Origin of the sequence: Allohahella sp. A8, from assembly GCF_047946665.1 — a bacterium.
In the GTDB taxonomy this organism is placed as follows: domain Bacteria; phylum Pseudomonadota; class Gammaproteobacteria; order Pseudomonadales; family Oleiphilaceae; genus Allohahella.
The window spans coordinates 2,195,211-2,220,808 of record NZ_CP172312.1 but is presented as its reverse complement, the minus strand read 5'-3'; the positions used below and the strand labels follow the sequence as shown (position 1 = coordinate 2,220,808).

Annotated in this window: 25 protein-coding genes and 1 tRNA gene; 21 read left to right on the top strand and 5 right to left on the bottom strand. The window is 55.3% G+C overall.

Annotated features, from left to right (window positions below; genetic code table 11):
- The first annotated feature begins 55 nt into the window (after window positions 1–55).
- Entirely contained in the window at window positions 56–1,057 is a 1,002-nt protein-coding gene (locus ACH3PB_RS09930; protein WP_416399314.1) for an NADP-dependent oxidoreductase, read from the top strand.
- 11 nt (window positions 1,058–1,068) lie between these two features.
- Window positions 1,069–1,842, top strand: a complete 774-nt coding sequence (locus ACH3PB_RS09925) for an SDR family NAD(P)-dependent oxidoreductase (protein ID WP_416399313.1) — start codon at window positions 1,069–1,071, stop codon at window positions 1,840–1,842.
- A 97-nt stretch (window positions 1,843–1,939) separates the two neighbouring features.
- Here the strand turns inward: ACH3PB_RS09925 and ACH3PB_RS09920 are convergent, their stop codons facing one another.
- From ACH3PB_RS09920 to imuA, 3 genes are read right to left on the bottom strand one after another with little or no spacing between them, the layout of a single operon-like run.
- Window positions 1,940–5,137 (bottom strand): error-prone DNA polymerase, encoded by a 3,198-nt coding sequence (locus tag ACH3PB_RS09920; protein WP_416399312.1) that lies wholly within the window; start codon window positions 5,135–5,137, stop codon window positions 1,940–1,942.
- Window positions 5,134–6,588, bottom strand: coding sequence for a Y-family DNA polymerase (locus ACH3PB_RS09915; RefSeq protein WP_416399311.1), 1,455 nt, complete (start codon window positions 6,586–6,588; stop codon window positions 5,134–5,136). The genes ACH3PB_RS09920 and ACH3PB_RS09915 overlap by 4 nt, the downstream gene beginning before the upstream one ends.
- Window positions 6,589–6,593: 5 nt before the next feature.
- Window positions 6,594–7,418: a translesion DNA synthesis-associated protein ImuA gene (gene imuA, locus ACH3PB_RS09910; protein WP_416399310.1), complete on the bottom strand. Its 825-nt coding sequence runs from the start codon at window positions 7,416–7,418 to the stop codon at window positions 6,594–6,596.
- Window positions 7,419–7,606: 188 nt separating this feature from the next.
- On the opposite strand from imuA, the gene ruvA reads away from it, so the two are divergent.
- From ruvA to nadA, 11 genes are all read left to right on the top strand, one after another.
- Window positions 7,607–8,302, top strand: a complete 696-nt coding sequence (ruvA, locus tag ACH3PB_RS09905) for a Holliday junction branch migration protein RuvA (protein ID WP_416399309.1) — start codon at window positions 7,607–7,609, stop codon at window positions 8,300–8,302.
- Window positions 8,303–8,315: 13 nt separating this feature from the next.
- Complete coding sequence (gene ruvB / locus ACH3PB_RS09900) at window positions 8,316–9,377, top strand: Holliday junction branch migration DNA helicase RuvB (RefSeq protein WP_416399308.1); 1,062 nt, start codon at window positions 8,316–8,318, stop codon at window positions 9,375–9,377.
- Window positions 9,374–9,829 carry a YbgC/FadM family acyl-CoA thioesterase gene (locus ACH3PB_RS09895; RefSeq protein WP_416399307.1) on the top strand — a complete coding sequence of 152 codons (456 nt, stop codon included), beginning with the start codon at window positions 9,374–9,376 and terminating at the stop codon, window positions 9,827–9,829. Before ruvB ends, ACH3PB_RS09895 begins: the two co-directional genes overlap by 4 nt.
- 44 nt (window positions 9,830–9,873) lie before the next feature.
- Window positions 9,874–10,548 carry a protein TolQ gene (gene tolQ, locus ACH3PB_RS09890; protein WP_416399306.1) on the top strand — a complete coding sequence of 225 codons (675 nt, stop codon included), beginning with the start codon at window positions 9,874–9,876 and terminating at the stop codon, window positions 10,546–10,548.
- Window positions 10,549–10,629: 81 nt separating this feature from the next.
- The gene (gene tolR, locus ACH3PB_RS09885; protein WP_344803483.1) at window positions 10,630–11,055 is read left to right on the top strand and encodes a protein TolR; all 426 of its coding nucleotides are present in this window, start codon (window positions 10,630–10,632) and stop codon (window positions 11,053–11,055) included.
- 2 nt (window positions 11,056–11,057) lie between these two features.
- A complete protein-coding gene (gene tolA, locus ACH3PB_RS09880; RefSeq protein ID WP_416399305.1) occupies window positions 11,058–12,140 on the top strand; it encodes a cell envelope integrity protein TolA in 1,083 nt (360 codons plus the stop codon).
- Window positions 12,141–12,176: 36 nt separating this feature from the next.
- On the top strand, window positions 12,177–13,499 hold the full coding sequence (gene tolB / locus ACH3PB_RS09875; protein WP_416399304.1) for a Tol-Pal system beta propeller repeat protein TolB: 1,323 nt from the start codon (window positions 12,177–12,179) through the stop codon (window positions 13,497–13,499).
- 57 nt (window positions 13,500–13,556) lie between these two features.
- On the top strand, window positions 13,557–14,117 hold the full coding sequence (gene pal, locus ACH3PB_RS09870) for a peptidoglycan-associated lipoprotein Pal (protein WP_416399303.1): 561 nt from the start codon (window positions 13,557–13,559) through the stop codon (window positions 14,115–14,117).
- Window positions 14,118–14,147: 30 nt separating this feature from the next.
- Complete coding sequence (gene ybgF, locus ACH3PB_RS09865) at window positions 14,148–14,984, top strand: tol-pal system protein YbgF (protein ID WP_416399302.1); 837 nt, start codon at window positions 14,148–14,150, stop codon at window positions 14,982–14,984.
- A gap of 81 nt (window positions 14,985–15,065) precedes the next feature.
- Window positions 15,066–15,141 (top strand) — tRNA-Lys (locus ACH3PB_RS09860).
- Between the two features lie 223 nt (window positions 15,142–15,364).
- The gene (gene nadA / locus ACH3PB_RS09855; RefSeq protein ID WP_416399301.1) at window positions 15,365–16,444 is read left to right on the top strand and encodes a quinolinate synthase NadA; all 1,080 of its coding nucleotides are present in this window, start codon (window positions 15,365–15,367) and stop codon (window positions 16,442–16,444) included.
- Window positions 16,445–16,470: 26 nt separating this feature from the next.
- On the opposite strand, the gene ACH3PB_RS09850 is transcribed toward nadA, so the two are convergent.
- The gene (locus tag ACH3PB_RS09850) at window positions 16,471–18,045 is read right to left on the bottom strand and encodes a M48 family metalloprotease (RefSeq protein ID WP_416399300.1); all 1,575 of its coding nucleotides are present in this window, start codon (window positions 18,043–18,045) and stop codon (window positions 16,471–16,473) included.
- A gap of 142 nt (window positions 18,046–18,187) precedes the next feature.
- Between ACH3PB_RS09850 and ACH3PB_RS09845 the strand changes: the two genes are divergently transcribed.
- Window positions 18,188–18,520 (top strand): sulfurtransferase TusA family protein, encoded by a 333-nt coding sequence (locus tag ACH3PB_RS09845; protein ID WP_416399299.1) that lies wholly within the window; start codon window positions 18,188–18,190, stop codon window positions 18,518–18,520.
- Window positions 18,513–19,595: an AI-2E family transporter gene (locus ACH3PB_RS09840; protein ID WP_416399298.1), complete on the top strand. Its 1,083-nt coding sequence runs from the start codon at window positions 18,513–18,515 to the stop codon at window positions 19,593–19,595. Before ACH3PB_RS09845 ends, ACH3PB_RS09840 begins: the two co-directional genes overlap by 8 nt.
- A gap of 8 nt (window positions 19,596–19,603) precedes the next feature.
- Here the strand turns inward: ACH3PB_RS09840 and ACH3PB_RS09835 are convergent, their stop codons facing one another.
- Window positions 19,604–20,095, bottom strand: a complete 492-nt coding sequence (locus tag ACH3PB_RS09835) for a peroxiredoxin (protein WP_416399297.1) — start codon at window positions 20,093–20,095, stop codon at window positions 19,604–19,606.
- A gap of 163 nt (window positions 20,096–20,258) precedes the next feature.
- On the opposite strand from ACH3PB_RS09835, the gene dapA reads away from it, so the two are divergent.
- Genes dapA through moaB form a run of 6 tightly spaced genes read left to right on the top strand, consistent with a single transcriptional unit; the run spans window position 20,259 to window position 25,491 of the window.
- Window positions 20,259–21,137: a 4-hydroxy-tetrahydrodipicolinate synthase gene (dapA, locus tag ACH3PB_RS09830; protein ID WP_416399296.1), complete on the top strand. Its 879-nt coding sequence runs from the start codon at window positions 20,259–20,261 to the stop codon at window positions 21,135–21,137.
- 56 nt (window positions 21,138–21,193) lie between these two features.
- Entirely contained in the window at window positions 21,194–22,318 is a 1,125-nt protein-coding gene (gene bamC / locus ACH3PB_RS09825) for an outer membrane protein assembly factor BamC (protein WP_416399295.1), read from the top strand.
- Window positions 22,319–22,323: 5 nt separating this feature from the next.
- Window positions 22,324–23,061, top strand: coding sequence for a phosphoribosylaminoimidazolesuccinocarboxamide synthase (gene purC, locus ACH3PB_RS09820; RefSeq protein WP_416399439.1), 738 nt, complete (start codon window positions 22,324–22,326; stop codon window positions 23,059–23,061).
- A gap of 56 nt (window positions 23,062–23,117) precedes the next feature.
- Entirely contained in the window at window positions 23,118–23,930 is an 813-nt protein-coding gene (locus ACH3PB_RS09815; RefSeq protein ID WP_416399294.1) for a TIGR04219 family outer membrane beta-barrel protein, read from the top strand.
- A 31-nt stretch (window positions 23,931–23,961) separates the two neighbouring features.
- Window positions 23,962–24,969 (top strand): NAD-dependent epimerase, encoded by a 1,008-nt coding sequence (locus ACH3PB_RS09810; protein ID WP_416399293.1) that lies wholly within the window; start codon window positions 23,962–23,964, stop codon window positions 24,967–24,969.
- A gap of 6 nt (window positions 24,970–24,975) precedes the next feature.
- The gene (moaB, locus tag ACH3PB_RS09805; RefSeq protein WP_416399292.1) at window positions 24,976–25,491 is read left to right on the top strand and encodes a molybdenum cofactor biosynthesis protein B; all 516 of its coding nucleotides are present in this window, start codon (window positions 24,976–24,978) and stop codon (window positions 25,489–25,491) included.
- Window positions 25,492–25,598: the final 107 nt, after the last annotated feature.

Sequence of the window (25,598 nt, the reverse complement as noted above, 5' to 3'; positions counted from 1 at the left end):
ATTCAGCTGATTCGAGCTGAATAAACAGAAAGTCAAAGTGACTTAAGGAATGACTATGAAAAACCGACAGTTTCTACTTGCAAGCAGACCAACCGGTGAGCCAGATGCGTCCAACTGGGAGTACGTCGAGAACGAGACACCTGAATTGAAGGATGGCCAGATGCTGGTCAAAGTCGAGTTCATTTCACTTGATCCGGCTATGCGTGGCTGGATGAACGATGCCAAGTCCTACATCGAACCTGTTCAGATCGGTGAAGTCATGCGCGCTGGTACTGTCGGTGAAGTGGTCGAATCGAAGCATCCGAAGTTCCAGAAAGGCGACCACGTCTACGGTCATCTGGGCGTTCAGGCATACGCTGTTTCTGACGGCAGCGGCCTGCACAAGGTTGATCCTTCTATTGCGCCGCTTGAGCGCTTCCTTGGTGTACTGGGTATGCCTGGTATGACCGCATATTTTGGTCTGCTCAATACCGGCCAGCCCCAGGCTGGTGAAACGGTCGTGGTCTCTGGTGCTGCTGGTGCAGTCGGTGGCGTGGTTGGACAGATCGCCAAGATCAAGGGCTGCCGCGTGGTCGGTATTGCTGGGGGCAAGGAGAAGTGCGACTTCCTTATCAATGAGCTCGGCTTCGATGATGCCATCGATTACAAGAATGAGTCAGTGAAAGATGGCTTGAAGCGGGCCTGTCCAAAAGGTGTCGACGTCTACTTCGACAACGTCGGTGGCGATATTCTGGATGACGTGCTGACGCGCATCCGCAAGAACGCCCGTATCGTGATCTGTGGTGCTATCTCGCAGTACAACAACACGACGCCGGTGAAGGGGCCTTCTAACTACCTGTCGCTGCTGGTCAACCGTGCACGCATGGAAGGTATCGTGGTATTCGATAACGCTGCGCACTACGGCGAAGCCGCGAGGGAAATGGCAGGTTGGATCCATGAGGGCAAGCTGAAGGCCAAGGAGCATGTCGTCGAAGGTCTGAAGTCGTTCCCTGAAACGTTGATGATGCTGTTCAAGGGCGAGAACTTCGGCAAGCTTGTTCTCAAGGTCGATCACTAAGGAAGGTTGCCATGAGTGCAAATCTGAAAGGCAAGACCGTATTGATCACCGGCGCGGCGTCTGGTATCGGTCGCGAGACGGCGCTGCATCTGCTGGATCTGGGCGCAACCATCGTGCTGAACGATGTCAATCGTGAAGCTGGTGAGGCCTTCGTCAAGGAAATTGGTGGCAACGTCACGTTCATTCAGGCTGATGTATCTGACTCTGCGCAGGTTGCGAGCATGTTTGCCGAAATCGAGAAGCGTGGTCTGAAGCTCGATGTCGCCATCAACAATGCCGGTGTCGAGCATAGGAACATGCCACTGCACGAATGCAGTGAAGAGCTCTGGGACAAGACCATTGATATCAATCTCAAGGGTGTCTTCCTCTGCATGCAGCATGAGCTCCGGCATATGTTGAAGGCTAAAAGTGCTGACGGCTCCCCGTCTGGTGGTCATATCATCAACATCGCGTCAGTGGCAGGTTTGCATTCGGCACCAATGCTGGGGCCTTACTCTGCCAGTAAGTTTGGTGTGATTGGACTCACGCGTACGGCGGCCGTGGAATACGCCCGGGCAAATATCCGCGTTAATGCGGTCTGTCCAAGCTTCCTGCGTACGCCAATGGTCGAGCGTGCCCTGTCGATGATGGATGAACGTCAGGTGAAAGCAGTCACCAACGCCAATCCCATGCGTCGCCTGGGTGAGCCCGTAGAAGCGGCGAACCTGCTGGCCTGGCTGTGCAGTGACGAAAGCAGTTTCGTCACTGGCCAGTCCTGGGCCATCGACGGCGGTTTGCTAGCCTGATGAATTCACGGGTTCGCGGAGTCTTCGCGTCCCGTGCTCTTGGTTACCAGCCTGAGGCAACGCGATAACGGGCGTCTCCTCAGGCCGTTGTCCGGGTTTACTGGAAGTCTCGGGAAGCCGATTTCAGCTCATGCATTCGCTCACTGATATCTTCCAGATGATGCGCAATTACGTGGACAACCTGTCCATCGACATCGCGCTCAACTTTGCCATATACCTTCAGTATCCTTGACTGCACCAGTACCTTCATCTGCTTCTTTGCCAGGGCCAGCCAGACCACCAGGTTGATGCTGCCGGTTTCATCTTCCAGTGTCAGAAATGTCACGCCAGCTGCAGTCTTGGGTCGCTGACGATTGATGACCACGCCAGAGACGATCACCAGGCTCTTGTTCGGCAGCTGCGCCAGACTTTCGGCTTTGTATTGCCTCGGCAACTGCTTATTATCTCGCAGATAAGCCATCGGGTGATCGTTCAGCAGCACCGACGTTGTGTCGTAGTCTTCGAGCAGGCTTTGCAGGCGGTCGGGCGGTGGCACTGGGCTGCGCTGTTGTTCCGACTCTGAAAACAGATCACGATACAGGCCACGACCTGCCGCCTGCCAGCGTTGTTGATAGCGATGCTCGCCGAAGCAGCTGAAGGCATCAGCCGACGCCAGCGCTTCGAGATCATCCCGGCGAACCTCGGCAATATTGACTACCGCGGCATAGCTTTCGAAACCACCAGGAGGACGGCTGCTCACAATGGCTCGGCCACTATCCTCTCGCATGCCTTTGACAAGTCTGAAACCGAGCCGAAGTGCGTATCGGGCATCCCTTCGCAGGTCCTCTTCAGGATTCGCGCCAGTGCTATAGGGCTCGGAAATGGGCTCAAGCGTGTGATCCCATTGGCTGCGATTGATATCAACCGGTAGTACCAGTACATCATGACGCTTGGCATCCTGTATCAGCTGCCAGGGCTGATAGAAGCCCATGGGCTGACTGTTGAGCAAGGCACAGCAGAAGACCAGCGGGTAGTAGCACTTTAGCCAGGCCGAGGCATACACCAGCAGTGCAAAACTGGCTGCGTGGGACTCGGGGAAGCCATATTCGCCAAAGCCCTCGATTTGCCGCCCGATGCGATCGATAAAACTATCCGGCACGCCACGCTTGGCCAGATTCGCTTTGAGTTTCTCCCGCAGACCACTCATGTGGCCGGTCTTCTTCCAGCTAGCCATAGCGCGCCGCAATGCCTCGGCTTCATCTGCGCTGAAGCCAGCACCGATCATGGCCATGGCAATGACCTGCTCCTGGAAAATCGGTACGCCATAGGTGCGAGCCAGTATAGGCTTGAGTTCTTCCAGCGGGATCTCCACCGTCTCCAGTCCCGCCCGCCGCCGCAAATACGGGTGCACCATGTCGCCATGAATAGGACCCGGTCGAACCAGTGCGATTTGAACAACCAGATCGTAAAAAGTGGCCGGACGCAGGCGCGGCAGCATGTTCATCTGCGCCCGTGACTCCACCTGGAAAAGGCCTATGGAATCGGCCCTGCACAGCATGTCGAACACACGTGGATCGGCCTCAGGCGGAATATCACTCATCCTGAAGGTGCGACCAGTCAGTTCGCTGATCAGCGTGAAAGACTTGTGCAGCGCGCATATCATGCCGAGCGCCAGCACATCGACCTTCATCAGGTGGAGGGCTTCGAGGTCATTCTTGTCCCATTGGATAACAGTCCTGTCGACCATGGCCGCGTTTTCGATCGGCACCAGATCGCTCAGTGGACCTTCAGTGATGACAAAGCCTCCAACATGTTGCGACAGATGTCTCGGGAAGCCGAGCAGTTCATCGAGCAGCCGCTTGAACAGGCGCAGCGTCCGGTTGTCGTCACTGAGTTCGCTACTGAAAATTTCATCGATCCAGTTGGCCTTGCTGCGATAGCCCCAGCCAAAGTTGGCGATCGCCTTTTCGAGGCGATGCATTTCGAGTCCCAGGGCCTTGCCCAGGTCCCGAATGGCGCTCTTGGGGCGATAGCTGATGACCGTGGCTGCGATGGCGCAACGATCTCGTCCGTAGCGCCGGTAGATGTACTGAATGACTTCTTCTCGTCGCGAGTTATCGAAATCAACATCGATATCAGGGGGCTCATTGCGACGCTTGGATATGAAGCGCTCGAACAGCATGCTGCTTCTGGACGGATCGACTTCGGTAATGCCGAGGCAGTAGCACACGGCAGAGTTCGCAGCAGAGCCTCGTCCCTGGCAGAGAATGTCGTTACTTTTGGCATAGCGAACGATGTCGTGAATGGTGAGGAAATAATATTCATAGCGCAGCTCGGCGATGATGCGCAGCTCTTTTTCAAGCAGTGCCAGCACATTGTCCGGTATACCGCCGGGGTATCGCTGATGCGCCCCTTCGAAAGTAAGCTTGCGGAGATATGCGCTGGGGTCGAGACCTTCAGGTACAGCTTCGCGAGGATACTGGTAGGTGATCTCCTCCATCTGAAAGGTGCAGCGTGTCAGAATATCCATGCTGGTCTGCAGCGCCTGCGCCGGATAGATCGCGGTCAGGCGGCTGACTGGCCGCAGGTGATTCTGAGCGTTCGGCATCAGCTTCGCTCGGGCGGCCTTGACTGACATGTTCAGGTCGATGGCTCTCAGGCAGTCATGCAGCATCTTGCGTCGGGGGCTATGCATTTGTGGGTAACTGCTGGCGACGATGGGCAGGTTCCAGCGCTCGCTGAGTTCGGCCACATGTGCACTATGCGCCGCATCGTGATCCGTTAGTAACAGCTGCAATAGCAGCCAGCAACGATCGCCAAATGACTTGATGATGGCAATGAGCTCCGCGCTGATGGTTCTTACAGGCGGATAGCCCGGTAGCCACAGCAACAACCCCGTCTGGATCTCTTCTCGCAGCCACTCCGGATGGAAATGATAACGACCTTTCTCCGCTTCACGACGACAGCGTGTAATCAACCGGCAGAGTTCCGCATAAGCCGTTTTAGTAGTCGCCAGTACGACGAAATGATGCCCGTCATGGCGAAACTCACTGCCGGTGACAAGACGGAAGCGATCCAGCTTTGCCTGTAGTGTGAGGTCCTTGCCGGGCTGCTGGGGATGGCCGCCAGCAGCCTGCTTCTTGAGTGAATCCAGCTGCTTCCAGGCTTTTACCGAACCTGCTACGGAACATTCATCCGTGATGGCCAGTCCGCGATAACCCAGCTCGAAGGCCTGCAGCACCAACTCCTCAGGATGTGAAGCGCCCTGAAGAAAGCTGTAGTTACTCAAACAATGCAGCTCGGCAAAATCGATCACGCGAACAGACCCTGCGAAAAACACTGCTGATTCTTGTCGAAGAAAATCCAGCACAGGCTGCCGCCCGGGAGACGACTGATGTAATAGTTCCGGTAACAGCCTTCGTCGTCCCACCAGCCGGTGTGGATCTGCACTGGCCCATGAATGATCCTGAATTCGCTGAGCATCGCTCTGGAGCTGAAGACCAGTGGCGTGACCGGGGTGAGCCAGAGCGGTCTGGTCCTGCCTGATAACTGCGTGATGGCTGCGGTCTCAGTGCTCTGCACGATCGAGCTGGCATAGATGCTCTGTCGTTCAGGGCGAGGGTCATGCACGCAGCGTGGAAACAGTAGGTGGTGTTCACCCAAGCGGGCCGCCAGCCGGTTCAGCAGGCGGGTCTGACGAGCACGAATCTGGTCTGTGGGGGCTTCCCACAGTACCGCCGCCTTTTGTTCGACCGGTATCAACTCAGCTTCATGCTTACCCCCTGCGTGTAGTGAAGCCGCCACGACAGGTGCTGGAAGCTCGCAACGCTCGAGCGTCATCTTCAGCATGTAGAGCCAACTTTCAGTGCTGTTCTCGGCTTCAGCCAGATTGATCTGCAGCGTGCGGGCTGGGTGGCGCTCACGCTCACGGAAACGCAGTACCAGTATGAGACGTTGCGCACTCAGGCAGCGAAGGCGCAGGAATTGACAGAAGGTGCGTATGCCCTGACTTATGGGGAAGAACAGCGCCTGTTGCTGCTCGATATCGTGCTCAAAGGACTGCGACCAGTCGAAGCTTTCGGGCGCATAAAAGGGTTCTGGCAGCCATTGTCTGCGACCGAAGATGAAGTCGACCTCATCCAGGCTGGCTCCGAGGCGATAATTCAGCTCGCCGGTATCGAGCGCGTTGAGGTCACCGAGGGTCTTGAGGCCAAGCTTGTGAAGCCGCTTGACCATGGCTGCAGACAAAGACAGCACAGTCACCGGCAGGTGTCTCAACTCGATCAGGGCATCAGGCTCAGAAGCCGCGGCAGCTCCGGTCTGCCTGGCCAGAATGCGCGCAGCCCTGGCACGACTGTGCTGGGCGATATGCACGGTATAGCCGAGCTCGGCATAAAACTCATGTAGAAAGGCAATCTGCGCGGCGTAGTCACCTTTCAGACGCCGCATAGAACCAACTTCCATATACAGCCCATCAGGTGCATCTGGGCTCACCCATGCCGATTCTGCCAGCGCGGCTATAGCAACATGACGCAGTGCCTGAAAGGCAGTGGCTGCGCTGTACTTCACCACACGCACAGCAGGGCACAGACAGCAGGCTGTTTCGCTGGTCATAGCTGTTTCGAGACCGGCCTGCTGCGCAGCCGCATTAATATCGATGACCTGGCGGCCATCCTGTGTAACAACGATGACCGGCTGTTCCGAACGGAACTCGGGCAGACTATGCTCCGCAAACAGATGCGGTAGATGAAGGTACAACCAATGCATGGGAATCAGACAGCGGCGGTCTGCAGCAGATGCTTCAGGTCGCTCAGCCGGCTGTAATGAAAAGGTTGCGGCCTTGGAATTTTCAGGCTCATTGGCTCGTGAGGCCGGGGCCCCCGCTGCTTGAGCACTTCAACCATCAGCGCGTCTGAAGCCGTGTCGGACCTGAGTTGAAGGCGTAGCGAACTGGGGCTACCGCCCTGATCCACAGCCGCTTGGGCATTCTGTCGGTATAGAAAACAAGCCACCTTGTGCTGGGCCGCTGCAATCTGCAATCGGCGGAGGCAAGCATAGGCTTTCTGCGAGGATTGCTGCCCGCGTCCGTTCGAGCGCTCCCTCGATAAACCCGGCCAGGCGAGCACGGCACTGCAGGCACCGCTCTTGATCGCTTCTTCACAGGCCCACCAGAAATCGCGATCGGATTCGGGGCTGAGCACGATATGATTGTGCACATCTATATCCTCCGCAGCCAATGCGATAGAGTTGAGCTGGAATGGTGGCGCAATCCAGATGATCCAGCGCTGGCCTCTGCTGAGTGTGCGCAGGGCCGGCAGCAGCAGCGAAAGTTCTCCGATGCCATCGTTGGTATAGAGGACTTCAGTCACGCCACTGCATGGCCATCCCCTGTCTGTCAGCACTCTGTCGAGCAGCGGATAACCTGTGGCAAGTTCGGCTGGCGGAGCGGCTTCAGAAGCTGGCTCGGGGCCATCCTGACGAATTTCATTATCATAGAGAGCCAGTGCGGGCTCTGAGGTCTGAAGCGAGTTCTGCCGGGAGGTACGTGATTCATAGCGCCAGATCCGCCCGCTGTCGATAAGCTGTTCAAGTGACATATGCATCTCCGCTGTACAGAACTACTGTTTGTTTATACAGTATAGAAAGCGATTTGGTGCCACGCAATCACTATCCGGCCGCATCTCTAAGCCGTTTTAAAAAGCTCAGAAAGATCAATCTGAAGAGGGCTTAAGTTAAATTAATAATTAATATCGAAGGCCAACTCTATGAATGAAGAGGGAAAAGTGTGATTGGGTATGTTCAGGGGCGCTTGCTCTTAATTGATTCTCCGCATGTATTGCTCAATGCTGGTGGGGTGGGCTATGAAATAGAAGTGCCCCTGACTGCAGCGCTCGAGCTCACCACGATCAACGCCGAATACGCCCTGTACACACATCTGGTGGTGCGGGAGGATGCTCAGTTACTGTATGGTTTCCTCACTCGGCAGGATCGTGATCTGTTTCGTGTGCTGCTCAAGGTCAGTGGCATAGGGCCAAAACTTGCCGTGAATATTCTCTCGCACCTGACAGCAAGGGACCTCGTGGCGCTGGTGCGTGCTGAAGATCTCGCTACGTTTACCCGTTTGCCGGGTATAGGCAAGAAAACGGCAGAGCGTCTGTTGATCGAGTTGCGGGACAGGCTGGCCAACTGGAGTTTTCAGCAGAAGCCCGATCAGGCAAGCCAACGGTTGACAGGTGGTGCTGAGGCGTCAGAATCAGGCGATGTTGGGATTGAAACCATGGCGGTGGCTGGTGCTGACGAAGGCCTGGATGCACAGTCGTCCTCCCCGGCGAAGATACGCTTTGAAGCAGAAACGGCTTTGATTGCATTGGGTTACAAGCCGCCAGAAGCCACCCGCATGATCACTGCAGTCTATACTGATGCGTTGACGCGAGATGAATTGATCAGACAGGCCTTGCGTTCGATGGTGAAAGGTAAATAGCAAATGACGACATATGATAGAAGCTGACCGCCTCATTGCACCACAGCCCCTGCCAAGAGAAGAGATCCAGGACAGGGCGATACGACCAAAGCTGCTGAATGATTACGTCGGTCAGCCGCAGGTGTCTCAGCAGCTCGAAATATTTATCGAAGCGGCGCGCAAGCGTGGCGAGGCCCTCGACCACACATTGATTTTCGGCCCGCCGGGTCTGGGCAAGACCACGCTGGCCAATATTATTGCTAATGAGATGGGTACGGCCATACGCACGACCTCGGGCCCTGTGCTCGAAAAGGCTGGGGACCTGGCAGCTTTGCTGACCAATCTCGAACCACATGATGTGCTATTCATCGACGAGATTCACCGGCTGAGCGCGGTGGTTGAGGAAATTCTCTATCCGGCCATGGAAGATTACCAGCTCGATATCATGATTGGTGAAGGGCCTGCTGCGCGATCCATCAAGCTTGAGCTGCCGCCTTTTACGCTTGTCGGAGCCACGACACGGGCCGGGCTGCTGACCTCGCCACTGCGTGACCGCTTCGGTATCGTGCAGCGCCTGGAGTTCTACAACGTCGCCGACCTCAGTCATATCGTGTCCAGATCCGGGCAGATGATGCAGGTGAGTATCGATGCTGAAGGCGCTCATGAAATCGCCCGGCGTGCTCGTGGTACACCACGTATCGCCAACCGGCTGCTGAGACGAGTGAGGGATTTTGCTGAGGTCCGCAGTGATGGCCGCATCAATCGAGATGTCGCCGATCAGGCGCTGAATATGCTCAAGGTCGACCTGCATGGACTCGATCATATGGATCGTCGTCTCGTGATGGCAGTCATCGATAAATTTGAAGGCGGCCCGGTCGGTCTCGACAGCCTGGGTGCGGCGCTTGGTGAAGACAAGGGCACACTGGAAGATGTCATCGAACCTTACTTGATACAGCAGGGCTTTCTCATGCGGACCTCGCGAGGCCGAATGGCTACAGCACTGGCCTATCGACACTTCGGACTGACAGCGCCGGCTCTACTGGTTGAAGTCGAGAATGACGAGCAGCAGATACAGTCGGGCAGGCCAGCATCGTGAGTGATTTCGTCTGGCCCATCCGAATATACGTCGAAGATACCGATGTCGGCGGCATCGTGTTCTATGCCAATTATCTCAAATTCATGGAGCGGGCACGGACTGAGCGCATTCGTTCTCTGGGCTTTCCACGATTGGAAACCTTGTGGTCACAGGTCATATTCGTTGTTCACAGTGCCGAGCTGCAATATCATCAGCCCGCGCGCCTGGATGATGAAATCTTGGTCACGGCAGACATAACCCGGCTTGGGCGCAGCTATATTGAGTTCAGCCAGAACGTCTACCTTCGCCAGGCCGAGTTTGAAACATCGGCAGAGCTCGGCAAACCGATTGTCAGTGGCCGCATCAAAATCGCCTGCGTCACTCACGATAAACTGAAGCCAACTGCAATGCCCGTCCCATTGGCGGCCGCATTGGGAAAAATTGAGCGCCCTGTAATGGGCTCGAAAGCCTAACCTGAACAACATTTAAAAAGAGGTTCGTTTGCGTGGAAGATAAAATGTCGATCTGGTCCCTGGTTTCAGAGGCTAGCATCCTGGTTCAGATAGTCATGATCATACTGCTGCTGGCATCAGTGCTGTCGTGGGTGGTCATCTTTCAGCGCGCACAGGTGTATCGCCAGGCAAAGCGGGTCACCCAGAAGTTCGAAGAACGTTTTTGGTCCGGTATGGACCTGAACCAGCTGTTCAGGGAAGTCAATGCCGCGCCCAATCTGCACTCGGGCTCGGAGCAGATCTTTCGCTCGGGTTTCAAGGAATTTTCACGCTTGCGCCAGCAGACTGGTGTTGACCCTGACGCAGTCATGGAGGGTACCCAGCGTGCAATGAAGGTTGCCTTCACGCGTGAGATGGAGCGTCTCGAATCGAATCTCTCTTTCCTGGCCACCGTCGGGTCTACCAGCCCCTACATCGGACTGTTCGGCACGGTCTGGGGTATCATGAACTCTTTTCGAGGTCTCGCGCAGTTGCAGCAGGCGACAATCGCCAGCGTGGCGCCTGGTATCTCCGAGGCATTGATTGCAACGGCTATCGGTCTGTTCGCAGCAATCCCGGCGGTTATCGCATACAACCGCTTCTCTTCACAGGCTGATACCTTCGCAAATAATTACCAGACCTTTGCTGAGGAATTCTCCAGTATTCTCCACCGGCGCGCCCACACCAAAGCTGCTGCCTGATGTCATGGGTTTGCCGTGGGCTCTAGATGCGCCCGGCAACCCTGAAGTTTAATGGCCTGAATTTAGAGGAGCCGACAGCTTATGGATTTTGTTCGCATCAAGCGCAAGCCGATGTCCGACATCAACGTCGTGCCTTATATCGATGTCATGCTCGTACTGCTGGTCATTTTCATGATCACAGCGCCCATGTTGATGCAGGGCGTGGATGTTGCCCTGCCGCAGACGGACTCGGACGCCCTGCAGTTACCGCAGGACAAGCCGCCGCTAATTGTCAGCGTGGACAGCTACGGCGCTTACTATGTTGAGCTTGGCGAAGAACGGAGCAAGCCACTGGAGCTTGGCGAGCTGGCCAACAAGGTGAAAGCACAGAAAGCGGAAGATCCCCAGTTGCTGGTGCTTGTGCGTGGGGATACCAACGCCTCGTACGGCACTGTGGTTAATCTGATGGCGATTCTGAGAAGCTCCGGCGTTAAGGATGTCGGTCTTATTACCGAGCAGCCCAAATAGCGATGACTCAAGGTTCTGATTCAGATCGAAATCTGACGGCGAGTTCACATGACCGGCCTGTCGGCAAGCCGACGAGCCAATCTGCGACGCGCTCAACGACCACCGATGTGCCATGGCTCATGCCCGTTGCTGTGTCTGTTTTTCTGCACATCGCACTTATGGCATTGATGTGGGTCACTATCGACTCATCGCAAAAGATGATTGAGGTGCCACGCCATATTCAGGCCGTCATGATTGATGACGATACGCTCAAAGCCATGATGCAGGCGACGCAACCGACTCCAAAGCCCGAGCCCCAGCCGCAGCCTAAGCCCCAACCAAAACCTGAACCAAAGCCTGAGCCCAAACCGGTGGAGAAGCCCCCTAAACCGCCTCAGCCAGATCCGGAAGTGGTCCGTCTGAAAGAACAGCAGGCCAAGGATCAGGCCGCCGCCGAAAAAGCACGAATTGCGGCAGAGAAAGAGCAGGCACGCATTGCTGAACTCGCATTGAAAAAGAAGAAGGATGAGGAAAAGCGAAAGCGCGAAGCCCAGGCAAAACTCGAGCAGGAGAAGAAGAACAAGGCTTTCCTCGAGCAACAACGCATAGCCCAGGAAAAGCAGCGCGAGCTTGATAGAAAGGAAAGGGAAAAGGCGCGTGAAGCTGAGCGGCAGGCTGAATTGGCCAAGGCCGAGCAGAACCGGAAGAGTGCAGAGGAACAGTTGCTGGCTGACGAAGCTGCGCAATTCGAAAAGATGTTCGACAAGCAGGCCAGTAGACAGCCCGCCCAGCAAACCAATAACGCCCAGCTGCAGGCGATGGCGGGTGAGCGTGAACGACTGATACAGCAGATTACTGAAAAAATTGAGCGCAGCTGGATTGAGCCGCCGGGCCAGAATCGCGGCCTTGAAGTCGATATTCGTCTTGAGCTGCTGCCGACGGGTGAACTGAAAACGGCGAGAATCACATCGAGCAGTGGAAACAGCGGCTTTGATCAGTCAGCGCTTAACGCCGCCTATTCAGTGTCCAGATATCCAGTGCCTAGAGATACCGCACTGTTCAATGCTGATTTTCGCAACATCACTATCAAGTTCAGGCCGAAGTAGAACTTCGCCCAATTCAAATCAAGGAGTGCAGACAGTTTGTTGAACGAAACCATGCCAAAAGCCGCTGCCAGGATAACTGTAGTGGCCACACTACTGCTTTCGCTGCTGCTGTCGGCTGCAGCGCGCGCCGATCTGGTCATCGAGATCACGCAGGGCGTCAAGGGTGCTGTGCCGATCGCCGTGGTGCCATTTGCCAACGAAACCAACGGCAATCTGCCTCAGGATCCGTCTGAAATCATTACTGAAGATCTGCGACGAAGCGGTGATTTCGCGCCTCTCGGCAAACAGAATTTCCTCAGTCTTCCCAGCAAGGGAGAAGATATTTTCTTTCGTGACTGGTCGCTGCTAGGGCAGCGGTATCTCGTGGTCGGTGCGCTCAGCAAGGGAGACGAGGCTGATACACTGAAACTTCGCTACGAACTGCATGACGTCACCTCTCGCAAGCGTATATTAGGTCGGGTCGTCACTGGTAAGGAAAGCGCACTACGAGATATGGCGCACTCTGCAGCAGATGCCATCTACGAGGCGCTTACGGGTACGAAAGGCGTGTTCTCGACCAAGATTGCCTATGTCGTCCTGGAAGGCAGCAACAAGAAGCCCATCTACTCGCTTGAAGTTGCCGATGCGGATGGCCAGCGCTCCAAGGTCGTTTATAAATCGCCAAGTCCAGTGCTTTCGCCAGCCTGGTCGCCGGATGGCAAAAAACTGGCCTACGTATCTTACGAAACCGGTCGCCCTGCAATCTTCATTCAGGATATCAATTCCGGTGTGAGAACCAAGACTGCTGCGTATCAGGGAATCAACAGTGCCCCAGCCTGGTCGCCCGATGGCCGTCAGCTGGCCATGACCCTGTCAAAGGACGGCAATCCTGAAATTTACACGCTGGATCTTGGAAGCGGTGACCTGAAGCGAATTACCAATAATTGGGGAATTGATACCGAAGCCAATTGGTCGCCAGATGGCAAGTCGCTGGTCTTCACCTCAGACCGGGGCGGAAGCCCGCAAATCTACAAGACAGATATTAGCGGCGGCGGCGAAACACGACTAACCTTTGACGGACGCTATAACGCGCGTCCCCGCTACAGCATGGATGGCAAGAGTCTGTTTTTCGTGCACCAGCGGGAAGGCGTGTTCAACGTCGCAAGAATGGATCTGGAAACGCGTGAACTCGATGTGCTGAGTGGCACTAGAATGGATGAGTCACCCAGCGTGGCGCCAAATGGAAATATGGTAATCTACGCCACAAAAGACAACGATCGGGGTATGCTGGCAGTAGTCGGCGTGACGACTGGCGCCAGGTATGTATTGCCATCGAGAGAAGGTGATGTTCGGGAGCCAGCTTGGTCACCGTTCCTCTGAACTCTCGGTTAGAAAAGCGAATTGTTCATTTACCGCCACATCAAGGGAAAATCTAATATGAATATGATCGGTCTGCGTTCTATCCTGCTGGCCAGTGTTGCCGGTGTTTTTCTTTCAGCCTGCGCCGGACAGGACCAGCGGCCGGATTTCGACGCCGATACTGTAGGCCTTGAAGATGGTAGTGAGTCTACTGGCTTTGGTAGCAATGGTGGCCTGAGCGAAGAGCAGCTCGCAGAGCAGGCCAGGCAGCAGGAGAAAGATGCCCTGACAGCTGAACAGGACGCGCTTCGAGATGTGAGAGTGTTCTACTTCGAATTCGACAAGTCTCTCGTTGAACCGGCGGCTCAGGTGCCACTGAAAGCTCATGCCACCTACCTCAGCAACAATCCCAATACCACTGTGGTCTTGAACGGCTACACCGATGAGCGCGGCACGAAAGAGTACAATCTTGCGCTCGGCGAGCGACGCGCCAAGGCAATCGAACGCTTCTTGCTGGTCAATGGTGCTTCCGACGCTCAGGTTGAAACTGTGAGTTTCGGGGAAGAGTTTCCTGCCAATTATGGCAGCAGTGACGAGGCCTACAGCAAGAACCGTCGAGTGGTTCTGGAATATCGCTAGTCGACAGTCGTCAGGCCCGGGAGTCGCGTTATGTTCGTGAATAAGATCCGGGGACTAGGCGGAATGGGCTTCGGGTTGGCATTGTCCAGCCTGACAGCCCTGGCCGGTCTGTCGTCACCGGAAGTTGGGGCTGCCGATAACTCGGCAGCCATTAATGCGCAGCTGCTGTACTCCGTCGATCAGATGAAGGAAGAGCTGCGTGATCTTCGTGGTCAGGTCGATGAGCTCACGCATCGACTCAAACAGGCCGAAGAGCAGCAGAAGACCCGTTACATCGATCTGGATTCACGTCTGCAGCAACTTTCGGGTGAGGGGGGAGCAGGTGCCGCCGGAAGCTCGGGGAGAGGCAGCAAGCCAGCTTCACAGGCCCCAGCAGGTTCCGCAGCGGGTGTCGTACCACCGCTAGCGGAATCCGGCGCGATTCGCGAATCCATCGATCCGCAGGCAACTACTGAGGCCGGAGAAGTTTTGGCCGATAGCAATCAGGTGGCCAGCCCTGAGGCACGGAAGGCTTATGATGACGCTTACGCGCTTATCAAGCAGCGTCAGTACGAACCTGCGGTCGATGCGCTTCATGCGTTCGTGAAGGCGCATCCGGACAGTGATCTTACAGCGAATGCCTACTACTGGCTTGGCGAAGTTTACCTGGTGCTTCCGAGGCTCGATCTGGCCAAGCAGTCCTTTTTGCTTGTTGTCGGCAAGTTTCCTCAGCATAGGAAAGCACCAGACGCCATGTACAAGCTTGGTGTGACCACGCACAGGCTCGGTGATATCGATGCGGCCCGTAAGGTGCTGAATGAGGTCCAGGCGCGTTATCCTGATACCACAGCAGCGCGTCTCGCGGGTGACTACAAAAAACAGCTCTGATTTCAAGCCCAATAATTTAGTTTTATTCTCACATTTGCCCTTGTCATTTAGCTCAAAATCCGTATTATGAGCGCCTCGTTTGGGTCGTTAGCTCAGTTGGTAGAGCAGCTGGCTTTTAACCAGTAGGTCGATGGTTCGAATCCATCACGACCCACCATTATATCCAAACGAATCAGCCCCTTTAACGAGGGGCTTTTTTTTGCCTTTGGAAAGTTCATCGGGTCAGCCATCGCGTTGATTACGGATAGAAGGATTGGCTGCTGCCACGGCTACCGTCTGTTCACACTTTTGCACTCTTGGTATAGTTGTCGCCCTTACTTCAGTTGTTGGGCTTACCCGGCCTTCGACTGACTCCCCGCAGCGCTGGAAATTACCCGACCATGAATCACGATTCTTCAGACAGTATCAGGCATACCTCATCTGACGTGAGTGCGGATACCTCAGCCCGAATCCTCGTGCAGGAACATTTTGCTCGCGAACATGAGCCGACTGACCTGAGCGCGGAGCGTAAGGCTGCTCTCAAGGCTGAAATCATTGATCTGCTGAAGACCCGTAACGCAGCCATCGTCGCCCACTACTACACCGATGGTGATTTGCAGGCTCTGGCTGACGAGACTGGTGGATGTGTGTCGGATAGCCTGGAAATGGCCAGGTTCGGGGCCAACCATTCAGCCGAAACCCTTGTGGTTTGTGGCGTAAAATTCATGGGCGAGACAGCTAAAATCCTCAGTCCTGAAAAAACAATCCTGATGCCGACGCTCGAAGCGACCTGCTCTCTGGACATTGGTTGCCCCATCGACGAGTTTTCCGCTTTCTGCGATCAGCATCCGGAGCGCACTGTGGTGGTCTACGCCAATACCTCTGCCGCAGTGAAGGCCAGGGCAGACTGGGTGGTCACGTCGAGCATCGCGGTCGACGTCTGTGCCCATTTACAGAGCCAGGGAAAATCGATTCTCTGGGCGCCAGACCAGCACCTTGGCCGCTACATTCAACAGAAGTCTGGAGCCGACATGCTGCTCTGGAATGGTTCCTGTATCGTTCATGAAGAGTTCAAGGCGGAAGCGCTGAAGGATCTGAAGCGGGTGTATGAAGACGCCGCTGTGCTGGTACATCCGGAATCTCCGCTTGCAGTAACGGAGCTCGCTGATGTTGTAGGCTCCACCTCACAGCTGCTCAAGGCGGTGCGCGAGCGATCGGAGCAGACCTTTATCGTGGCAACCGACGCGGGCATCTTCTACAAGATGCAGCAGCAGGCGCCGGACAAGGTCCTCATAGCCGCGCCAACAGCTGGCACAGGGGCAACCTGCCGCAGCTGTGCGCATTGCCCCTGGATGGCCATGAACGGGCTGGAGTCGCTCAGAAACGTGCTCTTGAACATGGACCAGGAAATCATCGTCGATCCGGAGCTCGGTCGACAGGCTATGGTGCCCTTGCAGCGAATGCTGGACTTCAGGCCCTAAGGGCCGGCAAGTCAGCGCTTCGGGGGTCAGGGCTGATCGGTAAGTTCTGCCGGTCGGCCAAGAATCTTGGCATGTAGTTGGGCCATGGATTGCACTTCATTGATCTTGTTCTGTATGAGTGACTTCTCGCGATATTCGCTGCTCTTCTCGAGTGCTCGCTGTAGCTGACTGTCTGCGTTCTTCAGGCGGCCGTTAAGCAGGAAATATTCGGCGCGAGCCATGTGTACGGCCTGTATGTTGCCCACAAGGCCATATAGCTCAGCCAGGTCATACCAGAGAGACGGTTCGTCCGGATGGCGTTTCGACAGCTGCTCCAGTGGCTCGATCGCTGCCTTGTAGTTCCTGCGCTCATACTCGATATCCGACAGCGTGCGTAGCAGGGGATAATTACCTGGTGCCCGGCCGATCATGGATTTCAGGGTCTCGACTGCCTTCTCCTTTTCATCCAGCGCGGCGTACCACTCGGCTTCGAGCAGGGCAACGGCCACTGAAAATCCATAGTTCTTCTTGAGTTGCTTCAGTTCATCTTCCTGGGCCTTGATGATGGCCTTGTCAGCAGTCTTTATGGCGGCGAAGACCTTGCCATAGCGGTAGCCTTCGGCTTGCAGGTTTCTTGCGTCCTTCAGGTTCTGCTCAAAAAAGTCGAAGGCGGCACGATTGTCGCTGGCCAGCACGATGCGCGCCCGAGCCTGCGCGAAATAATAGTCGGCCTGCTCCTTGTAAACCCCGCGTGGCGCATTGGCCGCATAGGCAGCCATGTCGGACAGGCGATTTTCCGTAAGGGGGTGCGTGCGCAGATACTCTGGCACCTGATTGGAGAAGCGGCTGGCTTCGGACATGCGTTTGAACATGTAGACCATGCTGTGGGCATCCATGCCGCTGGCAATCATCGTTTGCAGGCCGAACCGATCGGCCTCGCGCTCGGCATCACGACTGTAGGCAAGCACTCGATTCATGGAATAAGCCTGCGAGCCAGCGAGGGCTGCCATGCCTGCCTGACCGCCAGCCGTTGCAGCGACGATAATCGAGGCAACCAGGCTGGCTATGCTCAAGGCGGCATTTGCGCGACTGTTTTCCTGCCTTCGCGCAAAATGACGTTGACTGAGATGCGACAGTTCGTGTGCCAGGACACTCGCAAACTCTTCCTCGCTCTGGGCATACAGGAACAGTCCTGCGTTGACGCCCACGATCCCGCCCGGCACGGCAAAGGCATTGAGCGCTGCTGAATCGACGACGATCACCTTGATCTCGGTGGCATTCAAACGACCTTCAGTGAAGCCGCCAGCGCCACTTGAGCTGTAGGAGAGGCCTGAATTCGGCAACAGAACGAAGGCAAGGTCCCTGACGTACTGCTGCACATACCAGTCCTGAACCTGCGGCATGCCGCCGCGGAGCTTCTGCAACCAGATCTCGCCAAGCTGACGCTCTTCGGACAGGCTGATAGCAGAACTGCCATCGCCAAGATTCGGCAGCTCGCGCGCCAAGGACTGAGTATTGAAAAACACACCACACACGAACAGCAGCAGGCAGGTCGGCAGCGACCATACGCTGGATCTGGTGCTATGTTTTCGTGTACTGGTACTGGTAGAGTTGAACAGCAATGGAAGGACCTCAATTCAGGAAGGCCGAGCGGGCGCTCTCCTGGTCTTTTAACAGATGCTTACTAATTAAACCCTGCCGTAACCGTGTATTTTACTTCAATCCACAATATGCTGAAGGCATGTTCAGCTGGAAAAACGAGTAATGGATCAGTCTAGTCAAAAAAGTGGACGCGAGTCATCAGCAATCTCCCCGGTTTCCCCTACAACGGTGCGGAAACTCGACCTGCGTGGGCTGCGATGCCCGATGCCGCTGCTGAAAACAAAGCTCGCCCTGAAGACGCTTGCGCCCAACGAAATGCTTGAAGTAACGGCTGACGATGCTGGAACGCGCAAGGACTTTCCAGCCTTCATGCGCCTCAGTCACTTCGATCTGATCGAGATGCGGGTGGAAGGCGAGTGCTTCATCTATCATATTATTCACGAACAGGCGCAGGTCGCCCAACCTACAACCGAGTCATCGTTGCCCAATGATTAAAGTTCTTCGTTCGTGGTTTCATAAGTATTTTTCAGACGAAGAAGCGGTCATCCTGCTGCTGCTCCTTGTGCTCGTGCTCGCGCTGGTCATTAACTTCGGCTCTGCATTGGCGCCCGTTCTGGCATCGCTCGTCATCGCCTATGTATTGCAAGGTGTGGTAGCGCGGCTCAAACGCCTTGGCATGCCGCATCTGGCCGCGACGATAGTGGTTTTCCTGATATTCCTGAGTCTGACACTGGCGTCGATATTCCTGCTCTTGCCATTGCTGTTTTCGCAGACGACCGAGCTGGTCAAGGAGTTGCCGAAAATGCTGAGCGGTGCGCAGGCACAGATCGATCAGCTGGCGCTACGCTACCCGGAATATCTGTCGAAGGAGCAGATCGGCGAGTTCTATCGCCAGATTGCGACCGAGGCGAGCGCAATGGGGCAGTGGGTCGTGAGTTCGATTTCCTCCAGCATCCCAGCCCTGATCGGGATACTCATTTACGCTGTGCTGGTCCCGATACTGGTGTTTTTCATGCTGAAGGACAGGGATCTGCTAGTTGGTTGGCTGTCTCGACGCCTGCCAGCGAAACGCAAATTGATGAATACCATCTGGACCGAAGCCAATCAGCAGTTTGCCAACTACATTCGCGGCAAGGTGCTGGAAATCGTGATCGTCGGCGCTGCGACTTACGTCGCCTTCGTGCTGATGGGCGTTAACTATGCAGCGCTTCTGGCCCTGCTCGTCGGCCTGTCGGTGGTCGTGCCTTACGTTGGTGCTGCAGTCGTTACTATTCCGGTAGCACTGGTGAGCATATTTCAGTTTGGCTGGGGCAGTGAGTTCATCTGGGTCATGACCGTGTACGGCATCATCCAGGCGCTCGACGGCAACGTGCTCGTGCCGCTGCTGTTTTCAGAGGTGGTGAACCTGCATCCGGTGGTTATTATCGTGAGTGTGCTGTTCTTTGGTGCCATGTGGGGGCTTTGGGGCGTCTTCTTTGCGATACCCCTGGCCACGCTGCTGAAGGCAATCATATCTGCCTGGCCCACAGCGCCGCTCGCCTACGATGGTAATATCACGACCGAAATTTGAAAGCTGCCTCAGGCGTTTTCAACGAGGGTCGAGCCTTTCACGGCCTCGAGCACTTCGGCAACGTGATCCTTGACCTTCACACCGCGCCACTCCCTGATCAGCTTTCCGGAAGGATCGAACAGGAATGTCGAACGTTCGACCCCCATATGTTCCTTGCCATAGAGCTTCTTCAGTTTGATGACGCCGAAGTGCCGGCACAGTGACTCGTCGGGATCGCTGATGAGATCGAACGGCAGCTCGAGTTTGGTCTTGAAGTTGTTGTGCGAGCGCAGGCCGTCGCGTGACACGCCGTATATCTGCGTGCGTGTCGACTTGAATTCTTCGTAATGTTTGGCAAAGTCCTGGGCTTCAGTGGTGCAGCCGGGCGTATTGTCCTTTGGGTAGAAGAACAGTACCAGTGGATGACCTTTGAGCGATAACAGGTCCAGCTGGTCGGCACCAGGCTTGGTGCGTGGTGTCACGTCCACACTGACTGGGGGGAGGGTGTCGCCAATTTTCATAACTTGCTTCCTTCTCCGGAGCTTGATTTTACAGGCGCGGCGCATTCCTGCTACGCCCGAGTCTCAGCTTGTTTCCTGCTGAGCTCGGCAGTAACATACGCTACTTCTTTGAATCGGTCTCAACATCCAGGCTGATTGTCTTCAAATTCTTGGGAGTCCGTTCATGATCACTGGGAGCATCGTTGCCCTGGTCACTCCAATGCTGTCTGCTGGCGAACTCGATTGGGACGCGCTTGCACGACTCATCGAACACCATATCGTCAATGGCACAAACGCCATAGTGGCTGTAGGCACCACAGGAGAGTCGGCAACACTCGACTTCGCCGAGCACGCCACCGTCTTGCGCTTCGTCGTTGAAAAGGTAAATGGTCGAATCAGCGTTATCGCCGGTACCGGTGCCAACTCTACCAAAGAGGCTATCCATCTCACTCGGCAGGCGCATAGCGCCGGCGCTGACGCCTGTTTGCTGGTGGCGCCGTATTACAACAAGCCTAGCCAGAATGGCATCCTCGCGCATTACACAGCTATTGCCGATGCTGTTCAGATTCCTCAGATCCTGTACAACGTGCCCGGCCGGACCGTTTGCGACATTCATAACGACACTGCACTCCAGCTCGCGGAGCACGAAAACATTGTCGGGATCAAGGACGCAACGGGAGACCTCAAGCGAGGGCGCGAACTGATTGCTGGTGCGCCAGACAATTTCGCTGTGTACTCGGGTGATGACGGCACTGCCGTGGAGCTTATCCTCAGTGGTGCGGCGGGTAACATCAGCGTCACAGCAAACGTCTGCCCGAAGATGATGTCACGTCTGTGCAGGTTGGCGCTCGAAGGTGAGTCCGACGCAGCGCGTACTCTTCAGGACCAGCTCCAGCCGCTGCATCGTGCGATGTTCCTCGAAGCCAACCCCATTCCGGTTAAATGGGCGCTCACCGAAATGGGTATCATGGAAGGGGGGATTCGTCTGCCTCTCACGCCCCTGCAACCGCAATATCATCAGCAGGTGCGGGACGCGCTTCGCATTTTCGATCTCGTACCTTGAGTACTACCATGTCTGTTTTCTCCCGTACTGCAAGATGCGCTCTGTCGGGCACCCACTTGCTACGCAATATTATGCTGGGCACCGTATTATTTGGCGCCTCAGCCTGCTCGTGGGTTGAAGACCGCAGCGACCGCTATATGACCGTCAAGCCGGCCGAGCCGCTGGTCATCCCGGAGCCATTCGAAGGCAAAGTTGCGCTAGACGACCGCTACCCGATCCCTGAAGCTGAAAAAGCCTTCATCGCCAAGGGCAGCTTCAAAGTCCCGGCAGCACCGCAACCGCAGAGTGAAATCAGTGAATCGCTTTTCAGTGTGCGCAAGTCGGACGATGCCGTCTGGTTGTCTACCTCAGAGCCGCCTGGTCGTATCTGGCCGGCAATGAAACAATACTGGGAATCGCATGGTGCTGATGTCAGCGAAGACAGGATCGAGGAGGGCGTCATGGTCGTCGAATTTCCTGCGACCTCTGCCAAGGCATCGTCCTGGACTCGCCGTCACAAGCTAAGCATGCCTGCATCTGATCCAACAGGTTCTGTGGCCATGGAAGTTGAAGTCACCCAGGGCCTGAAGAAGAAAAGTTCCGAAATTCGAGTACAGTCACTGGACTACAGACTTAGCCGCAGTTCGGCTGCCGATGGCGCTGGCGAAGAGACGCTGGAGCCGGGCCGGAGCCCTGAACTCATGCTGAAATCTTTAGCTTATGGATTGAGTCAGAGTGTTTCCGATTACAACACCTACTCGTTAGTCGCCCAGCGCATCGATAGCGAGCAGCGCGTCAAGCTGCTTACTGAAGGGCTGACCGTTCCCTACATTCAGGTCAAGCTTGGCGAGGGGCGGGCATGGTTCGAGCTTGAACAAGCCGTCCAGAAGACTCGCTTCGATCTTATCGACCAGAATCGGGCAAATGGCCGTCTATACATACAGTATGACGAGTCCCGCAGCAACGAAGAGCCAGGCTTCATGGCCTCTTGGTTCAGCGATGACGAAGACAGCGATACCGATCGTCTTTCGGACGAATACAACTTTCAGATCGAGCTGAGGCGTGTATCGGACGAGCTGCGAGTTTACGTGCTGCCGCGAACTGCAGGCGTGCCTTTCGATATTTCCACCCTGAGCGGCAACGAGCAGCATCGGGCGGATTCCTTAACGATCCTGAATGAAGTGATGGAGAAGCTAGGCTGATGGAATTGAAAAAAACCGAGAAGCTGTATTCGGGCAAGGCGAAAGACATTTATGCAACGGCTGACACCGACCTGGTCATCATGCATTTTCGCGACGATACTTCGGCCTTTGATGGTATTCGCAAGGAGCAGCTCGCAGACAAGGGCGTGATCAATAACAGTATCAATGCCTTCGTCATGAGCTACCTGGCTGATAAGGGCATACCCGTTCATTTCCAGAAAAAGCTATCGGCCACTGATTCACTTGTCCGCCGCCTGACCATGATTCCGGTGGAATCGGTAGTTCGCAATTTTGCCGCAGGCAGTCTGGTCAAGCGTCTGGGTCTCACGGAAGGCCTGCCGCTGAAGCCGAGCACCTATGAACTGTTCGTCAAGAATGACGCCTTGCACGACCCTATGGTGAATGATTCTCTGGTCGTAACGCTGAACATGGCGAGTCAGGCCCAGCTTGACGAAATGAAGCGGCTTTCGCTCGAGGTGAACAAGCACCTGGTCGAGCTATTCGCGAAAGCGAATATGACGCTGGTCGATTTCAAACTCGAGTTTGGCGTCGCCGGAGATGGAACAATTTGCCTGGGCGATGAGTTTAGTCCGGATGGTTGCCGAATCTGGGACAGCGTGAGCGGTGAGAAAATGGATAAGGACCGTTTTCGTCAAAACCTTGGCCAGGTTGTCGACTATTATAAGGAAGTTGCCGGTCGTCTTGGCGTAGACCTGAGCCAGGACCAGAAGACGGGAAAGTAGAGCGCTGTTATTCAGTGCTCGTGCTTCCAATTCAAAATAATGAACAAGGTGCACCCATGTCCAGAACACTAATGCTTGAACGCGTCTCTACGAGCCAATCCAAGGCGTCCGAATCAGTCTCTCGTTTCTCGAAGGTCCGATACGGCTTGCCATTGCTCGCCGCGGCGGTCCTGGCCTCTCCTGCACAGGCCGATCTGCTGGGCTTATCGCTCGGTGCCAGTACCTGGTATACCGGGATCACTGGAGATATCAGCTCAGGTGGCGGCGATTTTCAGCTCGAGGACGAGTTGGGTTTTGACGATGGTTTCAACTTCTCGGCTTTTGCCATGTTCGAGAACCCGATTCCCTTGATTCCCAACGTCAGGGTGCAGTACTCGGCGGTAGATCAGGATGGCACGGGTACCGTTACAGCGAAATTCTTTGACGGTGTCGCTATCAATGGACGCACCAGTAATAGCTTGCAGCTGAACCAGGCCGATGCGATCGTGTTTTGGGAGCTGCTTGATACCGTCGTGCACATCGATTTCGGCCTTCAGGCGAAATTTGTCGATGGTAAGATCACGATCCGCGAGAAGGATGGTACTGCCAATCGTGTCGAAGAAGAGTTCAAGGCCGTGATTCCGATGCTTTATGGTGGCGCGGGTCTGAATCTGCCGCTGACCGGGCTCTCTGCCTATGCCTCTGTGGCCGGTATCGGATATTCGGGTAACAGCATCGTCGACGCCAATCTGGCACTGAATTATGAGCTGAATATGGTTGATGTGACAGTGGGTTGGCGCGAGCTGCAGATCAAGCTTGACGATGTTGATAATGTAGATGCCGACATGACGCTCGGTGGTCCGTTCCTGGGCGTTGGTCTCAGCTTCTGATTGTGAATTTCTTGGCTGAGGAGCAGGGAAGATGAAAGTACTGATTACGGGTACGGCCGGATTTATTGGGTCACATGTTGCCCTGAGATTGATGGCGCGAGGCGACGAAGTCATCGGCATCGATAATCTGAATGATTATTATGAGGTCTCGCTCAAGGAAGCGCGGCTGGCCAGGCTTACGTCTAACAAGGCCTTCACGGATCTGCGCATCGACATTGCTGATGCCGAGGCCGTAAACGCAGCCTTCCAGAAGTACCGACCTGATCGGGTGATTCATCTGGCTGCACAGGCCGGAGTTCGCTACTCCATTACGAATCCGCATGCTTATGTGACCGCCAATCTGGTTGGCCACATGAATATACTCGAAGCATGCAGGCATCACGACGTTCAGCATCTCACCTATGCTTCGAGCAGTTCGGTGTACGGTGCCAACGAAACCATGCCGTTCTCGATTCACGATAACGTGGACCATCCTTTGTCGCTGTATGCCGCGACAAAGAAGTCGAACGAATTGATGTCGCACACCTATAGCTCGCTATTCGGATTGCCAACAACCGGCTTGCGCTTCTTTACGGTCTATGGTCCCTGGGGCCGGCCTGATATGGCACTGTTCATTTTTACCAAGCGCATTCTGGCCGGTGAGCCGATCGACGTGTTCAACTATGGCAAGCACAAGCGCGATTTCACCTATATCGATGACATCGTCGAAGGCGTGATTCGAACCTCTGACCATATCGCTACGCCTAACGAGAACTGGAGTGGGGCTGATCCGGATCCTGGCACGAGCAGAGTGCCTTACCGTGTCTACAATATCGGTAGCAACAACCCCGTCGAGCTGTCGCGATATATTGAAATTCTCGAGTCATGCTTGGGCAAAAAAGCGGAGCGAAACCTGCTGCCACTGCAACCGGGCGATGTGCCGGCGACCTTTGCCGATGTCCAGGCACTCATCGACGATGTTGGCTACAAACCTGCAACGCCGGTTGAAGAAGGTATCTCCCGTTTCGTTGACTGGTACAGAGACTACTACAAGGTTTGACATGAGATGAGCAATACAGCATCCACCACCGAGAAGACGCTGAATATCGCCGTGCTGACGGTTTCAGATACCCGCGACGCGAGTAACGATACTTCCGGCGATGCACTGGTGACAATGCTACTTGAAGATGGTCACTCGCTTGAAGACCGTGCAATCGTCAAAGATGATGTCTACATGATGCGTGCGGTGGTTTCGAATTGGATCGCGGACCCTGACGTTCAGGTCGTTATCGTGACTGGGGGCACAGGGTTTCATTCACGGGACAGCACCCCAGAAGCCTTGCAACCCCTGTTCGACAAGAGCATCGACGGCTTTGGCGAGTTATTCCGCCAGCTTTCATATGAGGAAATTGGCACTTCGACCATCCAGTCACGCTGTGTGGCGGGCCTTGCCAATCGCACGCTGATCTTCTGCCTGCCTGGGTCAACCGGCGCCTGTAAAACGGCCTGGAACCGAATTCTCAGCGAACAGCTCAATAGCAGTCATAAACCGTGCAATTTTGTGGGTATGCTCACGGCCTGAAGAGAGCAGGCACGCCCGTTTGTGCAATTAACTGCTCAGACGGGCTAAATATTCTCATATTTCGGCGATTGGCGGCTTGAACGGCAGGTCCGAATTTGCTTAAATAC

What these genes read in the sequence shown, in the direction of transcription:
- ACH3PB_RS09930 (WP_416399314.1), top strand. Translation starts at nt 56, where the DNA reads ATGAAAAACCGACAGTTTCTACTTGCAAGCAGACCAACCGGTGAGCCA.
- ACH3PB_RS09925 (WP_416399313.1), top strand. Translation starts at nt 1,069, where the DNA reads ATGAGTGCAAATCTGAAAGGCAAGACCGTATTGATCACCGGCGCGGCG.
- ACH3PB_RS09915 (WP_416399311.1), bottom strand. Translation starts at nt 6,588, where the DNA reads ATGCATTGGTTGTACCTTCATCTACCGCATCTGTTTGCGGAGCATAGT.
- imuA (WP_416399310.1), bottom strand. Translation starts at nt 7,418, where the DNA reads ATGTCACTTGAACAGCTTATCGACAGCGGGCGGATCTGGCGCTATGAA.
- ruvB (WP_416399308.1), top strand. Translation starts at nt 8,316, where the DNA reads ATGATAGAAGCTGACCGCCTCATTGCACCACAGCCCCTGCCAAGAGAA.
- tolQ (WP_416399306.1), top strand. Translation starts at nt 9,874, where the DNA reads ATGTCGATCTGGTCCCTGGTTTCAGAGGCTAGCATCCTGGTTCAGATA.
- tolR (WP_344803483.1), top strand. Translation starts at nt 10,630, where the DNA reads ATGGATTTTGTTCGCATCAAGCGCAAGCCGATGTCCGACATCAACGTC.
- tolA (WP_416399305.1), top strand. Translation starts at nt 11,058, where the DNA reads ATGACTCAAGGTTCTGATTCAGATCGAAATCTGACGGCGAGTTCACAT.
- pal (WP_416399303.1), top strand. Translation starts at nt 13,557, where the DNA reads ATGAATATGATCGGTCTGCGTTCTATCCTGCTGGCCAGTGTTGCCGGT.
- ybgF (WP_416399302.1), top strand. Translation starts at nt 14,148, where the DNA reads ATGTTCGTGAATAAGATCCGGGGACTAGGCGGAATGGGCTTCGGGTTG.
- nadA (WP_416399301.1), top strand. Translation starts at nt 15,365, where the DNA reads ATGAATCACGATTCTTCAGACAGTATCAGGCATACCTCATCTGACGTG.
- ACH3PB_RS09845 (WP_416399299.1), top strand. Translation starts at nt 18,188, where the DNA reads ATGGATCAGTCTAGTCAAAAAAGTGGACGCGAGTCATCAGCAATCTCC.
- ACH3PB_RS09840 (WP_416399298.1), top strand. Translation starts at nt 18,513, where the DNA reads ATGATTAAAGTTCTTCGTTCGTGGTTTCATAAGTATTTTTCAGACGAA.
- ACH3PB_RS09835 (WP_416399297.1), bottom strand. Translation starts at nt 20,095, where the DNA reads ATGAAAATTGGCGACACCCTCCCCCCAGTCAGTGTGGACGTGACACCA.
- dapA (WP_416399296.1), top strand. Translation starts at nt 20,259, where the DNA reads ATGATCACTGGGAGCATCGTTGCCCTGGTCACTCCAATGCTGTCTGCT.
- ACH3PB_RS09815 (WP_416399294.1), top strand. Translation starts at nt 23,118, where the DNA reads ATGTCCAGAACACTAATGCTTGAACGCGTCTCTACGAGCCAATCCAAG.
- ACH3PB_RS09810 (WP_416399293.1), top strand. Translation starts at nt 23,962, where the DNA reads ATGAAAGTACTGATTACGGGTACGGCCGGATTTATTGGGTCACATGTT.
- moaB (WP_416399292.1), top strand. Translation starts at nt 24,976, where the DNA reads ATGAGCAATACAGCATCCACCACCGAGAAGACGCTGAATATCGCCGTG.